Source organism: Serratia sp. CY71090 (genome assembly GCF_052166845.1).
In the GTDB taxonomy this organism is placed as follows: domain Bacteria; phylum Pseudomonadota; class Gammaproteobacteria; order Enterobacterales; family Enterobacteriaceae; genus Serratia; species Serratia nematodiphila.
Genome location: NZ_JBJNOA010000001.1, coordinates 763255 through 777863, shown reverse-complemented (window position 1 = coordinate 777863; position 14609 = coordinate 763255). Strand labels below are relative to the sequence as shown.

The following is a 14609-nucleotide window of genomic DNA, read 5'->3' as shown; positions in this document are numbered from 1 at the left end:
GCGGCGTCAGGGCGTTACGGCGCCGGTTTGACGTTCGGCAGGCTGCCGACCAATCCGTTGTAGATATCCGGTTTAAAGCCGGTGACGCGCGCGCTGCTGGCGCTCAAAATTTCGCGGTTGCCGAGCAGGATCACCGGCGGATCGTCGGACAGCGCCTGATACAGCTGATGGTACAGCGGCTTGCGCTGCGCGATATCCAGCGTGGCATTGGCTTTGGCGATCAGCGCGTCCACCTGCGGGTTGTGGTAGCCGGTCTCGCTCTCGCGGCTGATGAAGTCGCGTACGCCGTCGTGCGGATCGTTCAGCGTGCTGGTGCTGAGAGACGCCAGGTCGTAATTGCCCGCCTTGCGCTGCGCCAGCAGCGCGTTGAAATCCAATACCTGCGGTTTCAGCACCACGCCGAGCCGGCGGTAGTTATCCTTGGCGATCGGCACCAGCGCGTCGTTGATCAGCTTTTTGGTCACCAGCAGCGTCAGCTCCAGCTTTTTACCGTCTTTCTGCCGGATGCCGTCCGCCCCCACCTGCCAACCGGCCTCGTCCAACAGCTTTTTGGCTTTATCGAGATCGTAAGCGTAAGGATTGATGCCGTTCGCGTCATAGGCCCAGGAGATCGGCGAAATCGGCTGGTTGGCGACTTTGCCGTAACCCTGATACACCACGGCGATCAGCTTTTGCCGATCCAGGCCGTAAATCAACGCCTGGCGCACCCGCTTGTCCTGCAGCGCCGGACGCTTGAGGTTGAAGTCGATGCGGCTGTAATCGCTTGAGCTGTAAAGGTTGATATTGGCGAAGCCGAGCAGCTTGAGCTGTTCGATATCGTCCGGCTTGGCGGTAAAGGCGTCGTAGTCGGTCTCACCGGTCTGGAACAGCTGGAAGTTGGTGGCCGGGTTGGTGACGCGGTAGATAAAGCGCGCCATCGGCGGCGTACCGAGGTAGAAGTTCGGGTTGGCGTGGAAGCGGATCTCCTGCCCCGGCACGTACTTGTCGTAAATATAGGGGCCGTTGCCGAGCGGTTTGGCGTTCAAGGCGCGCACGCCGTCGAGCTTGCCCCGCTGATAGTCTTTGCCGTAGTAAGCCCGCGACAGCACCGGGCCGCCGATCAGTTGCAGCGTGGTGGCGCCCGGTTGCGTGGTGACGATCTGAATGGTGCGATCGTCGATCACCTTCAGGCCGCTGATGCCGGCGGCGGTGCCGTTTTTATACTCGGCGCCGCCCTGAATGTGCGCCGGCGTGATGTCAGTGTCGCCGTCATAGGCCGGATCGTGCAACAGCGTCAGGGTAAAGGCGATATCGTCAGCCTTCAGCGGCGAGCCGTCGCTGTAGACCAGATTCGGCCGCAGCTTGATGGTGTAGGTCAGATTATCGGGGCTGACCTGCCAGGACTCCGCCAGACGCCCTTCCGGCTTGCCCTGGCTGTCCAGGCCGATCAGGCGGCTGAAAATCACGTCGGTCACGTTCTCGTCCCAGCCGTTGGTGAACAGATACGGGTTGAAAATCCCCTGCGGTTCCGAGATGCCCGCCACCACGGTGTCTTTGCGCAGCTTGGCGGCGGCCGGCACCCGGCTGGCGTCGCTGGCCGGCGTGATGCCTTCGGCCAGCGTTTCCGCCTGCGCGCCGGCGCTCAATCCCAGCGCGCAGATCAACGCCAGCGGCGTCAACCGATAACGCAACAGTTTGTTTAGCTTGTTTTTTATTCTACTCACCCACTGCCCCTCGTCTACCCGTTGATAAAAATGTGACAAAATTTATCGCAGAGTAATGGGCGGCTGGAGGGCTGTCTAACAACGAAACCGGCATTCCATTGCCGAAAAAAGCATTATGAATTTTTCTGGGGCGAAGCGGCGTGAAAAACGCGGCTCAACCGGCCGCCGCCAGCCCCCGGATAAGTTTGGCTAAGGTTTTGATCGCCTCTTCAAAGCGATCATTCCATTCAAAAGAGGCGTTGAGACGGAAGCAGTGGTTGAAATGGTCGCCGGTAGTAAACATGCGCCCCGGCGCGATGCTGATACCCCGGGAAAGGGCCCGCCGGTACAGCTCCATCGACGACAGCGCCGGTTCCAGCTCCAGCCACAGGAAGTAACCGCCGTCGGGCTGGCTGACCTTCACCGTCGGCGGGAAATGGTGGGCAATCGCCTGACGCATCGCGCTTTGGCGCTGGGCCAGCAGGCGGCGCAACCGCCGCAGGTGGGTGTCGTAGCCGCCGTGCAGCAGATAATCCGCCAGCGCCATCTGGGTCGGCACGCTGGTGGAAACGGTGCTCATCAGTTGCAAACGCTGGATCTGCTGCGCATAACGCCCCGCCGCCACCCAGCCGACGCGAAAGCCCGGCGCCAGGCATTTGGAAAACGACGAGCAGTGCAGGATCTGGCCGCCGCTGTCGAGCGCCTTGGCCGGCAGCGGCCGTTCGGCGCTGAAGTACAGCTCGCCGTAGACATCGTCTTCGATCAGCGAGATCTGCCGTTCGCGCAGCAGCGCCACCAGACGCTGTTTGTTGGCTTCCGGCAGGGTGGCGCCCTGCGGGTTCTGGAAGTGGGTCATCAGCCAGCAGGCTTTGATCGGATACTGCTCCACCGCCTGCTGCAACGCGTCCAGATCGATGCCGTCCTGCGGATGGGTGGCGATCGCCACCGCCTTCAGCCGCAGCCGTTCCAGCGCCTGCAGCGCGCCGTAAAACGCCGGCGACTCGATCGCCACATAGTCGCCCGGTTGGGTCACCGCCTGCAGGCTGAGGCTGAGCGACTCCATCGCCCCGGCGGTGATAACGATTTCGTCCGGCGCAACCTGCATGCCGCTCAGCGCATAACGTTGGGCAATGTGCCGCCGCAGCGCGTCGTTGCCCGGCGGCAGGTTAGCCAGCGAACTGTGCGGCGTGAATTTGCGCGCTACGCTGCTCAGCGCCCGCGCCAGCTTCGGCTGGGCGAACAGCGTGGCGTCGGGAAAGGCCGAACCGAAAGGCACGATGTCCGGATCCTTGCAGGCCTGCAGCACGTCAAAAATAAAGGCGTTGATGTCCACCTGCTCGCTCAGCAACAGTTTCTCGCCGCGCGAAGGCTGAGGCAGCGGCTGCGGGCGCGCCGCCACGTAGTAACCCGACTGCGGCCGGGCGACGATCCACCCCTGGCTCTCCAGCAGTTGGTAAGACTGCACCACCGTCATCAAGCTTAATCCGGCGCGTTTGCCGCTCTCGCGCAGCGAAGGCAGCTTGTCGCCCGCCCGCCACACCCGGTTCTGGATCTGTTCTCTAATCTGCTGCGCAAGCTGTTCGTATCGGGTCATAACCATTAACTGTTATATGAAAAAGTAAAATAACTGTCACTATTATAGTCACTGTACTTCGTGATTAACTTCACGCCAAGCTTTTCACATAAAAATGACAGCTATACTCAAGAGGTTAATTTATGTTCAACCCTAGGAGGCGCCATGCTGGGTCTTGATGCACTGGAACTCGCCAGAATACAGTTCGCCTTCACCGTGTCTTTCCATATCATCTTCCCCGCCATCACCATCGGCTTAGCCAGCTATCTGGCGGTGCTGGAGGGATTATGGTTGAAAACGCACAATGAAGCCTATCGTGAGCTTTACCATTTCTGGTCAAAGATTTTCGCCGTTAACTTCGGCATGGGCGTGGTTTCCGGGTTGGTGATGGCCTACCAGTTCGGCACCAACTGGAGCTTCTTCTCCGAGTTCGCCGGCAGCATTACCGGGCCGCTGCTGACTTATGAAGTGCTGACCGCCTTCTTCCTCGAAGCCGGTTTCCTCGGCGTGATGCTGTTCGGCTGGAACCGCGTCGGCCCAGGGCTGCATTTCTTCGCCACCTGCATGGTGGCGCTCGGCACGCTGATCTCCACCTTCTGGATCCTGGCCTCCAACAGCTGGATGCAGACCCCGCAGGGACACGAAATCATCAACGGCCAGGTGGTGCCGGTCGACTGGCTGAAGGTGATCTTCAACCCGTCCTTCCCGTATCGCCTGCTGCATATGTCCACCGCCGCCTTCCTCTCCTCGGCGTTCTTCGTCGGCGCGTCGGCCGCCTGGCACCTGCTGCGCGGCCGCGACACGCCGGCGATGCGCAAGATGCTGTCGATGGCGATGTGGATGGCGCTGATCGTCGCGCCGGTGCAGGCGCTGATCGGCGATGCGCACGGCCTGAATACGCTGAAACATCAGCCGGCGAAGATCGCCGCCATCGAGGGCCACTGGGAAAACCCGCCGGGCGAAGCCACGCCGCTGATCCTGGTCGGTTGGCCGGACATGCAGCGTGAAGAGACCCGCTTCAAGCTGGAAGTGCCCTACCTCGGCAGCCTGATCCTGACGCACAGCCTGACCGAGCAGGTGCCGGCGCTCAAATCCTTCCCGCCGGAAGATCGCCCCAACTCCACCGTGGTGTTCTGGTCGTTCCGCATCATGGTCGGGCTGGGCATGCTGATGATCCTGGCCGGGGTGTGGAGCCTGTGGCTGCGCTGGCGCGGCGGGCTGTATCAGTCGCGCCCGTTCCTGTACTTCATTCTGTGGATGGGCCCATCCGGACTGCTGGCGCTGCTGGCGGGCTGGTTCACCACCGAGATCGGCCGCCAGCCGTGGGTGGTGTATGGCCTGCTGCGCACCAAGGATGCGGTCTCCGCGCACGGCGATCTGCACATGAGCATCAGCCTGCTGGCGTTTATCATCGTCTATTGCTCGGTATTCGGCGTGGGCTACTCCTACATGATGCGCCTGATCCGCAAAGGGCCGCAGCCGCATGAGCACCAAGAAGACAATACCGAGGGCCGCCCGGCGCGTCCGCTGTCCGCGGTCAACGACACTCTGGACGACAGGAGCTGAACATGGGTATCGATCTTCCGCTGATTTGGTTTGTGATCATCGTGTTCAGCACCATGATGTATGTGGTGATGGACGGTTTCGATTTGGGCATCGGCATCCTGTTTCCGTGGGTGAAAGAGAGCGGCGATCGCGATCTGATGATGAACACCGTCGCCCCGGTGTGGGACGGCAATGAGACCTGGCTGGTGCTGGGCGGTGCGGCGCTGTTCGGTGCCTTCCCGCTGGCCTACTCGGTGATCCTCGACGCGCTGGCGATCCCGCTGACGCTGATGCTGATCGGGCTGATTTTCCGCGGCGTGGCCTTCGAGTTTCGCTTCAAGGCGACGCCGCAGAAGCGCCATATCTGGGATAAAGCGTTCATCTGGGGCTCTCTCTTCGCCACCTTCAGCCAGGGGGTAGTGGTGGGCGCCGTGATCAACGGTTTCCCGGTCGAAGGCCGCACCTACGCCGGCGGCGCGCTGGACTGGCTGACGCCGTTCGCGCTGTTCTGCGGGCTGGGGCTGGTGGTAACCTACGCCCTGCTCGGTTGCACCTGGTTGGTGATGAAAACCGCCGGCGATCTGCAGGCGCGCATGTATTACCTGGCGACGCCGCTGCTGGCGATCCTGTTGCTGGTGCTGGCCGCAGTCAGTATCTGGACGCCGATCGCGCATCCGGAAATCGCCGCCCGCTGGTTTACGCTGCCGAACCTGTTCTGGCTGCTGCCGGTGCCGCTGCTGGTGCTGCTCAGCGCCTGGGGTATTCACCGCGGGGTAAAACGCGGCGCGCACTACTCGCCGTTCATGCTGACGCTGTTGCTGGTGTTCCTCGGCCTGAGCGGGCTTGGCATCAGCATCTGGCCGCACCTGATCCCGCCGGCCATCAGCCTGTGGGACGCCGCCGCGCCGCCGCAGAGCCTCGGCTTTATGCTGGTGGGCGCGCTGTTCATCATCCCGATCATCCTGGTCTACACCTTCTGGAGCTACTACGTGTTCCGCGGCAAGATCAGCCATGAGCACGGCTATCACTGAGGAGGGAGGACGCTATGCAAGATAAAACGGCAGCCGCCGCTCCGGCGCCCTGGTGGAAACGCATCGGTTGGCTGGTGATCATCTGGAGCGCCAGCGTGCTGGGGCTGTTCGTGGTCGCCTCGCTGTTCCGCCTGCTGATGACTGCGGCGGGCATGAAGTCGCATTAACGCGGCGCCTTATCTGGACGCGCTGTTGGGAAAGTAAAAAGAGACCACCAGCGTGACCAGCGGCAAGGCGCCGATCTTCACCAGCTCGAACACTTGACCGAGCGCTTCGTTTTTGTCCCAATATGCGTGGGCGGCGAATACGCCCACGCTGACCGCAAATATCCCGCACAATACCTGGCGCGCCAGGCGCAGCCGCTCCATTTCGTCGAAGACCAGCGAAGGATCCAAATACAACCTTTCAGCATCGAGCTGCGGGCGCTCATGTTGCGGCTTCATGGAAAAATCCCCACCACCACGGCGACTGCCTCCAGCCCCTCGTCGCTTTCACGCACGATACCGAGGCGGGAACCATCCTGTTTCATCCACTCACGGTCGGCAATCGTCATCAAAGCAAACGCCAGGCGTATGACGTCGGTTTTGGCCATCCCGTGACGCCGGGCAATATCGTTCAAACTGTCGTCGATTTCATTGGATAACCGAATCGGTAAACTCCGCATACTCCACCTCCTGTGGTCGTTGATTCACCGGGGGAAAGTCTACTGGAAGGGTAAATGTCGTTCAATTAGTGAACTGCGTAACGCCTCGCATAACCCGCATGCAACGCTAGTGCGGCTTGCGCCCCATCGCGCTGAGGAAACGCTGCTGCAGGCGCAACAGCTCCTCCAACTCCAGCAGGCGGTAGTCGATGCCGAAACGCGGCGCCACCTCGCCGATAATGCGGCTCAGCGCCGGGTAATGGCGGTGGCTCCAGTGCGGGAACAGATGATGCGTCAAATGCAGGTTCGCCCCGCCGAGCCAGTACCCCAGCCAGCGCGGCCGGGTCAGCCAGTCGAAGGTAGTGGCGAACACATGATGATACCAGCCGTGCGGCATTGCGCCTTGTTCTGGCGCCTGGTAGAAGTTGGCCTTGGCCCAGTGGGTGCCGATGATGAGCATCACGAACAGCAGTGAAGAAAGCATCTGGCTCAGCAAATAGACCAGCAGGATTTGCCCGATGCCGATAGCCGGCGGCAGCAGCCAGCACGGGATCGCCAGCGCCAGCAGCAGGTGCGCCGCCTTCCCCGCCAGAAACCCGATCCAGCCACGCACGCCCTGCTGCGCCATGCGCGCCGCCACGCGGGTGCGGCCCGCCCTGTCCAGCCAATCGAACAGCCAGATGTAGTACGGAAAAGTCAGCGCCGCCACCAACGGCCAATAGTAACGCTGCGCGCGCATAAAGGGCCGCCAGCGCTGGAACGGCGTTTGCCGCAGCACACCGTTGGCGTCGATGTCGGGATCGTAATGTTCGATGTTGTTATGGGCATGATGGAACAGCACGTGCCGCACGCGCCAGCAGTCGGGATCCAGCCCCAGCGGCACGCTCACCAGGGCGTTCAACCCGCGGTTGGCCCAGGGGCGACGGAAAAATGCGTTGTGCGAGGCGTCGTGCACCACGTTCACCGTCAGGAACATGCCGATAAAGATAAAACCGAAATAGCAGGCGAAAAACGCCCAGCCGTTATGCTGCTGCAGGCTCAGCCCGTAACACAGGCCGCACAGCGCCAGCAGCAGCGCGACCTTCGCCAGCATGCCGCCGTCGGCGAAACGGTGATCGCCGTTGGCCGCCAGATAATGCTGGGCGGCCTGCATCAGCGCGCGGTGCAACCCGTTGTCGTCGCGCCGATAGGCTAACGGACGCAGCGGTTTCACGGCTGCCCCATAAGGCGCAAGAAGCGCTGTTGCTGCGCCAGCAATTCGCGATAGCCGATGCAGCGGTACGCCATGCCGTGCCGCTGCGCCACCTCTGCCAGCGCCGCGGCCAACGCCGGGTAGTGGCGATGATTCCAGCCGGGGAACAGGTGATGCGTCAGGTGATAGTTCAGCCCGCCGGTCAGGTGCTCCAGCCAGCGCGGCTCAGGTTGCCAGTCGCAGGCGGTGGCGAAATTGTGCCGGTACCAGCCTTGCGGCATGCTGTCACCTGCCGGCGCCGGGTAAAACTCGGCCTGCGCCCAGTGGGTGCCCAGCAGCAGGAACACCACCAGCAGCGAGGCGCACATCTGGCCGACCGCATAAGCCAGCAACACCCAGCCCCAGCCGATGCCGTGCAGGTGGCCCACGACCAGCGGAGCCACCAGCACCAGCGCCAGATGCGCGAGCTTGCTCAGCACGAACAGCGCCCAACCGCCGCATCCCGCCAGCACGCATTTTTCCCGCAGCGGCGTTTTATCGAGCCGATCGGACCAATCGAAAATCCACGCGATGTAGGGCAAGGAGAGCGCGGCGATCAGCGGCCAGTACAGATGCTGATAACGCATATGCGGTCGCCAGCGCTGGAACGGCGTCTGGCGGAAAAAACCGTTCTCTTCGGTGTCCAGATCGTAGTGTTCGACGTTGGCGTAAACGTGGTGGTAATCCACATGCCGCGTGCGCCAGTAGTCCGGATCGACGCCCAGCGGCAGCGTCACCAGTCGCCCCACCAGGCGATTCGCCCAGGGCGCGCGCAAGAAGGCGTTATGCGAAGCATCATGGTTGACGTTGACGTTAAGCAGCATGCCCATGGCCACGAACAGGAAATAGCAGAGGAAAAACGCCCAGGGCTGGTGCTGCAGCAGACTCAGCGCGTAAAACCCGGCGCACAGCGCCAGCAACAGCGCAGCCTTGGCCAATCGCGCGGCATCGGCATAGCGATGATCGCCCGCCAGACAGGCGTGGGCCGCGCGCTTAAGATCGCGGTGGAAGGCCTGTTCGCCATCGGCGGGAAAACGCAGCGGCGGCAATGATTCAGCCATGCGGTTCCTCCACGGCGGCCGGTGCGGCTACTCTTCCCCAGCCCAATGCGACGCACAGGGCATGCAACGCCACGGCGGCCATGGCGATATGCCAATAGCGCTGCGGCCAACCTAGATAGCCGATAAACAGCAGCGGCATGCCCAGCGCGACCAGCAACCAGACGGCGCTCGCCCAAGGTCGCCCTTCCGTCATGCCGCCCAGCGCCACCGAGCCCAACGCCAGCAGCGCCAGCAGCGCCATTTGCGGCCAGCTGATGTCGCCGTAGCCGTAACCGTATTGGTAGACGTAACCGACCACCAGCGAGAACAACAGCATGGCGCCGCTGAAAACGCTGAGCGCCGAACGGCGGTCGCGCGGCCGGCCCGGCGCCGGGCGCCAGGCCAGACGGAAATAGCGCAGGAACGGCAGATTGCTCGCCCAGAACGGGTTGGCGGACGGCCTGTCGCCGCTGACGCCGTAGCTGAACGGCGTGGTCGGCAATGCCGGGCAGAAGGTGCCGAACAGTTTGTCCCAGAAGATAAAGCTGCCGCCGAAGTTCTTATTGGAATAGGCCATGTCCTTGACGTGATGCACCCGGTGATGCGCCGGCGTGACCAGGATTTTTTCCAGCACGCCAAGCTTCGGCGTCAGCGCATTGTGGTTAAACAGTTGAATGCTGTAGTGAAAAATCGAGACCGCGACGAACACCGACAATGGCACGCCCGCCAGCGCCAGCAGCAAAAAGAACGGGATCGACGTCAGCGACGAATACCAGGAGTTGCGCACCCCCAGCGACAGATTGAAATGCTCGCCCTGATGGTGCACCACATGCACCGCCCACAGCAGGCGGAAACGATGATGCAGACGGTGCAGCCAGTAGAAACCGAAGTCCCACGCCAGCAAAGCGAACAGCCACATCAACAGCGGCGACCAGGCGTCCACCAGCCCCAGGCTGAAATGCGCGGCCACGTAGCCGTAACAGGTGATCTCCAACCCGCGGAACAGCCACAACATGATATGGCCGGAGTTCAGGTTGAACACCAGATCGTGCCAGTTGACCGGCTCGCGACGCCCCCACTGCAGCGCCACCGCCTCGGCCACCACGATGAACAGCATGAACACTATCGGCAACACCAGATCGCTCATCCCATTTCTCCTTTAACCACGCGCCGGCGCAGGGTGTTCATACGCAGGGCCAGCCAGCCGGCGAACAGCGCCAGCAGCGCGCCGCCGGCCAAATCGACAAACAAATGGCGGCGCAGTTGCAGAATCGAGAACGCGATCGCCGCACCCCACAGCATCCACAACGCCGTGCGCACTTTGCGCTCGCCGTCGCTCAGCGCCCACACCGCCAGCACAGTCAGCGCCATATGCAACGAAGGCAGGCAGTTCTGCGGCGAATCCACCTGGGTTAACGCCGCCAGCAGCTGCGCGCTGATCCCGACGCCATCGTTCTGCGGATAGGCCATGGTGGTCGGCCACAGCAGGTAAACCGCCCCGGCGCCCAGCGCGGTGAGCTGCATCGCCCGCGTCAGCCATGTGATCCGCTGCAGCGGCGCCAGCAGATAGCCCGCCGGGACGATGAGGAAGAACGACAGGTAGAGCCATATGGCCGCCGGGTTGAACGGGATCGCCCGGTCAAGCGCCGACGGCGGCAACAGGGTTCCCGCCCCCTGCAGGCGATCGGTCAGACTATACACCACCCCGACCGTCCCCCAGCCGAGCAACATGTGCCCTAGTCTGAACAGCGTATTTTTCATGCCTCCTCCGCCTGGCGCACGATGCGCCGCCGCTTGCGATCGAACTGCGGCAGCACCGCCTGCGCCGTCAACCGCCATTCGAGGCGCTCGGTGGCGATGCCCTGGCGAGCGAACAGCGCCATCAGCTGCGCCTGGCAGTGCGCCAATTCAGACTGGCTGCAATCGGCAATCAATTCCAACCGCCGTTCACCGCGCTGGATCAGGCGATAATCGCTGCTCAGCGGCAACGCATTGGCGATCGTTCGGCTGCAGGCATCGGCGAACACCACCTGCGGTTGCCGCCGCGCATCGGGCAGCATCAGTTGATCGTCGCGCCGCCCCTCGATACGGGCGATCGCCCGCGTCGGCTGCCCGCACGGGCAGGGTTCCTTGCGCAACACCAGTACATCGTCCAGCCGATAACGCACGATCGGCTGCGTGCTGCGGGTAAAGTCGGTGATCAACGGCGTAAAACGCAGTTCGTCGATCCACTGCGGTTCGATATGCAAAAACTCTTCGTTCAGATGCAGCGTACCGTGCGCGCAGGTCGCGGCAAGAAATCCTTCGGTGGCCTGATACACTTCGCCGACCGCCGGAAATACCTGCAGCAGCAGGCGGCGGTCCTGCTCTTCCAGCACCTCGGCCACCGAGATCGCTTTTTTGACCGGCAACTTCACCTGCCCGGCCAGCACCGCCAGCGCCAAGGCGCGCAACACCTGCGCCGGGGCCACGATGATGCTGGGCGCCTGCCGTTCCAATGCGGGCAAATGCTCGCTGAACGGCGCCAGCAGATCGTAAAACGCCAGGCTCAGCCAACGGTTGTTCACGCTGTGATAGAGATTATTGTCCGCCCGCAGAAACAGCGCAACGCGCTCGCCGGCCAACAGACCGTCCGGCAGCATCTTCGCCAGCATGCCGCCGGCCCACACCTGCTGTTCGCGCGGGCTGACGACAAACACGCCGCGCTGCCCGGAGGTGCCGGACGACAATCCAACGCTGTAGCGCCCGATCTTCGGCGTGAAATCGCGATCCGCCTCGCTGCGCTGCGCGCAGGCCAGCACCGCATCGCGCTGCAGCCCGGCGGTGTTCATCCGGTCGAACTGCGCCATCATCAGCGCCTTGTCCATCTGCGGCCATTCGGCGAACGGCCGGCGACTGAAGCGTTGAAAATAGGGGCTCTTGCTCAGCACCCGACGGGCGAAGCCCGCGAGCTGCCGGGCCTGATGCGCCTCCAGCGCCGCACGATCGCCAAAGCGCAGGCGCCGGGCGCGGAAATAGTGCCAAAGGGTCATGAACGGGATCACAGGTCCCCCTCGTGGCACAGCAAAATGTTGACCTGGCCGCCCGCCCACAGCTGGTTGAGCCGCTCCAGCGTGCGGATGTACGCCGCCGCGTCGTCCATCACCAGATTGGCCAGGCGCGAAGGCCCGCGCAGCGTCTGGTAACTCTGCGGCGACCAGGCGGCGTCGCTGGCCAACAGCGTCCAGCCGGCGTCGGTGAGAATAAAGGCGCCGATATGGCCGGCCGCATGCCCCGGCAGCGGCACCAGCACGATCTGCCCTTCGCTGCCCGGCAGCGCATAGCCGCGCTCGAACGGCGCCAGCAGCGCAGGCAACGCCACCGAGGGAAAAGCTTCCATAAACTGCAGGTTGCTCTCGAAATCCGCCGGGATCAGGCCGGGAATAAAGGCGCGCTTCAGCGCCGCGAAACCGCGCAGCCCGCGGGTTTGCCGCCAGGCTTCGCCGGAGCAAATAAAGTCAAGTTGGCTGAAATCCTGCAGCCCGGCGATGTGATCGGCGTGAAAATGCGAGACAATGAGCGCCTGAATATCCCCTTTGGCGTAACCGGCTTCGCGCAGCTGATGCGCCAACGACTCGGCGGGATCGAAATAGACCGGCGTCATCCGGCGATACAGGCTGAACACCCCCGACTGCGTGTGCTGCTGAAAATAACGCGCGTAGCCGGTATCCCACAGCCAGCGGCGCTCCCCCACCTCCAGCAGATAGGCGCGCGCCGGGAATTTGCACACCCGGAACCCGGCGCCGCGCAGCGCCATGCAGCCGATATGCGTGCAATAGCCCACTTCAAAAACGGTAACCTTAGCCATGCTGTATGCCTCCTTGCCGCCGCAGCCACTCGCCGGTCAGACGAATGCCCTCTTCCATCGAATAACGCGGCTGATAGCCCAGCTCTTCGATCGCACGGGTCTGGCTCAGCGTCATGTCAAAATGCACCGCCGCCACGCTGTAGCGCGTCAGCAGCGGTTCCTTGCCGCTCAGCGTCGCCCACAGCTCCATGCCGCCGGCCAGCGTATGCAGCAACGGATAGGGCACGGCCTGCAGCCGGTAGTGCAGCCCCAGTTCCTGACGCAGCAGCGCATCCAGCATCTCCGCCAGCTGCTGCGGCTGGTGGTTGGTGATGTTGTAAACGGCGCCGGACGGCAACCCGCGCTGCCGACTGGCCAACTCCATGGCGTGCACCACGTTGGGGGCGAAGGTCAGGTCCAGCAGCGCTTGCCCACCGCCGGGCAGCCGCAGCACGCCGCGATCGCGTTCGAGCTGCTGCAACAGCCGCGGCACGATCACCCGATCGTGCGGGCCAAACAAGCCGCGCGGCCGCAGCATAATGTAGGTGGTTTGCGGGTAGATCTTCGCCTGCGCCAACAGGCGTTGTTCGGCCGCATACTTGCTGGCGGCATAGTGATTGGCGAAGCGACGGGCACGATAACCTTCGTCAAGATCGTAATGCGGCTGAAAATCGAAGTAGATTGCCGGCGTGGAGATATGCACAAAGCGCCGCACGCCGCAGCGCCCCGCCGCCTCCGCCAGCTTGTCCGTCGCCGCGGCGTTGATGCGGTGAAACTCCGCTTTGCCGCCCCAGGGTGAAGACTTGGCCGCACAGTGCCACACCCACTCGCAGTCGGTGACGAGCTGCCGACACTGCTGCGGCGTGGCCTGCGCCAGATCGAGCGCGCAAAACTCGGCGCCCAGCCGACGCAACGCTGCGCCGGCCCGTTCATCGCGGCCGGTGGCGCGCACCTGATGTCCGGCCTCCAGCAGCCACTGCGCCGCGTTGCGCCCCAGCCCGCTGGTCGCCCCGGTCACCAGCACCCTCATGGCAACAACACCATGCCAGCCAGCGCCAGCCCGGCGGCGGTGCCGATCAGCATCACCGGCTGGCCGGGGTTGAAGCGCCCGGTGGTCACGGCGGCATGCAGCGCCGTCGGGATGGACGCCGCCACCTGGTTGCCGTGGTGGCGATAGATATCCACCAGCGCCTCGCTGGAGACATGCAGCCGCTTGCGCATATGTTCGAGCGACAAATGGCTGGCCTGATGCGGCACCACGGTGGCGATCTGCGCCAGGGTCAGGCCGCTGGCGCTCAACAGCCGATCGAGGTAACCCTCAATCAGCGCCGACGCCTGGCGGAACAGCGGCTTGCCCTGCATATGAAACAGGAAGTCTTGCTCGCACATGCCGGCGCGCGGGTTGCGCCGCGTGCCGCCGGCGCGGATTTCGCACAGTTCGCTGCCGGCGGGATAGGTCTCCACCAGGCTGGCGAGGATGCCGCTGGCGCCGTCGCCGCGCTCCACGATGGCGCAGGCGGCGCCGTCGCCGAAGATCAGCGACGACTCTTCGTGCTGCCAGTCGATGCCGCGTGAAGCGAGATCGGCCGAGACGATGGCGATGCGTCGGTACGTCCCGGCGTTCAGCAGCCCCGCCGCCACCTGCAGCGCAGAGATAAAGCTGACGCAGCTGCTGTTGATGTCGAAGCCCGGCGTGCCCGGCGCCAGCCCCGCCACCTTGAGAATGTGCGCGGCGGTGCACGGCAGCGCCTGCACCGAAATCGCCGAGGCAGAGATCAGCAGATCGATAGAGGCTGCCGGAAGGGCGCTGCGAGCCAGCGCGTCTTGCAGCGCGGCGGCGGCGAGTTCGGCCTGGCTGGCATCGTCGGCGGCGTGATAGCGGTAAACGATGCCCGAGCGTTTTTCAACGTAGCCGGCCGGTTTCCCCAGCCGAGCGTCGAGCGCAGAGGACGCCACGCGGTTAGACGGCAACGCGGCCCCGGTGGCGATGATTTTCAGAGGCAGCAGCTCGGGTGAGCGTAATTGTGTGGTCATTATT

The 14609-nt window shown here is 63.4% G+C and carries 15 protein-coding genes; 3 read left to right on the top strand and 12 right to left on the bottom strand.

Features of this window, described 5'->3' with window-relative positions; translation table 11 throughout:
* Positions 1-14 precede the first annotated feature (14 nt).
* The gene (locus ACJ8OK_RS03620; protein WP_048323910.1) at positions 15-1670 is read right to left on the bottom strand and encodes an ABC transporter substrate-binding protein; all 1656 of its coding nucleotides are present in this window, start codon (positions 1668-1670) and stop codon (positions 15-17) included.
* A 187-nt stretch (positions 1671-1857) separates the two neighbouring features.
* Entirely contained in the window at positions 1858-3276 is a 1419-nt protein-coding gene (locus ACJ8OK_RS03615) for an aminotransferase-like domain-containing protein (RefSeq protein ID WP_048323913.1), read from the bottom strand.
* A 144-nt stretch (positions 3277-3420) separates the two neighbouring features.
* Here ACJ8OK_RS03615 and ACJ8OK_RS03610 point away from each other — a divergent pair, with 144 nt between their 5' ends.
* Genes ACJ8OK_RS03610 through ACJ8OK_RS03600 form a run of 3 tightly spaced genes read left to right on the top strand, consistent with a single transcriptional unit; the run spans position 3421 to position 5998 of the window.
* Positions 3421-4821, top strand: coding sequence for a cytochrome ubiquinol oxidase subunit I (locus tag ACJ8OK_RS03610; RefSeq protein WP_004934615.1), 1401 nt, complete (start codon positions 3421-3423; stop codon positions 4819-4821).
* Positions 4822-4823: 2 nt separating this feature from the next.
* Complete coding sequence (cydB, locus tag ACJ8OK_RS03605) at positions 4824-5831, top strand: cytochrome d ubiquinol oxidase subunit II (protein ID WP_033632805.1); 1008 nt, start codon at positions 4824-4826, stop codon at positions 5829-5831.
* A 14-nt stretch (positions 5832-5845) separates the two neighbouring features.
* Positions 5846-5998 carry a DUF2474 domain-containing protein gene (locus tag ACJ8OK_RS03600; protein ID WP_004934619.1) on the top strand — a complete coding sequence of 51 codons (153 nt, stop codon included), beginning with the start codon at positions 5846-5848 and terminating at the stop codon, positions 5996-5998.
* A 9-nt stretch (positions 5999-6007) separates the two neighbouring features.
* Here the strand turns inward: ACJ8OK_RS03600 and ACJ8OK_RS03595 are convergent, their stop codons facing one another.
* From ACJ8OK_RS03595 to ACJ8OK_RS03550, 10 genes are all read right to left on the bottom strand, one after another.
* Positions 6008-6274, bottom strand: a complete 267-nt coding sequence (locus ACJ8OK_RS03595; RefSeq protein ID WP_033632804.1) for a hypothetical protein — start codon at positions 6272-6274, stop codon at positions 6008-6010.
* A complete protein-coding gene (locus tag ACJ8OK_RS03590) occupies positions 6271-6495 on the bottom strand; it encodes a hypothetical protein (protein ID WP_004934623.1) in 225 nt (74 codons plus the stop codon). The genes ACJ8OK_RS03595 and ACJ8OK_RS03590 overlap by 4 nt, the downstream gene beginning before the upstream one ends.
* Before the next feature lie 106 nt (positions 6496-6601).
* Complete coding sequence (locus tag ACJ8OK_RS03585) at positions 6602-7687, bottom strand: acyl-CoA desaturase (protein ID WP_049186248.1); 1086 nt, start codon at positions 7685-7687, stop codon at positions 6602-6604.
* Positions 7684-8766, bottom strand: a complete 1083-nt coding sequence (locus ACJ8OK_RS03580) for a fatty acid desaturase family protein (RefSeq protein ID WP_085336676.1) — start codon at positions 8764-8766, stop codon at positions 7684-7686. Before ACJ8OK_RS03580 ends, ACJ8OK_RS03585 begins: the two co-directional genes overlap by 4 nt.
* Positions 8759-9892, bottom strand: a complete 1134-nt coding sequence (locus ACJ8OK_RS03575) for a sterol desaturase family protein (protein WP_442530393.1) — start codon at positions 9890-9892, stop codon at positions 8759-8761. Before ACJ8OK_RS03575 ends, ACJ8OK_RS03580 begins: the two co-directional genes overlap by 8 nt.
* Positions 9889-10506 (bottom strand): phosphatase PAP2 family protein, encoded by a 618-nt coding sequence (locus ACJ8OK_RS03570; protein WP_004934630.1) that lies wholly within the window; start codon positions 10504-10506, stop codon positions 9889-9891. Before ACJ8OK_RS03570 ends, ACJ8OK_RS03575 begins: the two co-directional genes overlap by 4 nt.
* Complete coding sequence (locus ACJ8OK_RS03565; protein WP_442530392.1) at positions 10503-11789, bottom strand: F390 synthetase-related protein; 1287 nt, start codon at positions 11787-11789, stop codon at positions 10503-10505. Before ACJ8OK_RS03565 ends, ACJ8OK_RS03570 begins: the two co-directional genes overlap by 4 nt.
* Entirely contained in the window at positions 11786-12592 is an 807-nt protein-coding gene (locus ACJ8OK_RS03560; RefSeq protein WP_033632798.1) for an MBL fold metallo-hydrolase, read from the bottom strand. The genes ACJ8OK_RS03565 and ACJ8OK_RS03560 overlap by 4 nt, the downstream gene beginning before the upstream one ends.
* A complete protein-coding gene (locus tag ACJ8OK_RS03555) occupies positions 12585-13601 on the bottom strand; it encodes an NAD-dependent epimerase/dehydratase family protein (RefSeq protein WP_374930191.1) in 1017 nt (338 codons plus the stop codon). The genes ACJ8OK_RS03560 and ACJ8OK_RS03555 overlap by 8 nt, the downstream gene beginning before the upstream one ends.
* Positions 13598-14605, bottom strand: a complete 1008-nt coding sequence (locus ACJ8OK_RS03550) for a 3-oxoacyl-[acyl-carrier-protein] synthase III C-terminal domain-containing protein (RefSeq protein WP_033632796.1) — start codon at positions 14603-14605, stop codon at positions 13598-13600. The genes ACJ8OK_RS03555 and ACJ8OK_RS03550 overlap by 4 nt, the downstream gene beginning before the upstream one ends.
* Positions 14606-14609 lie beyond the last annotated feature (4 nt).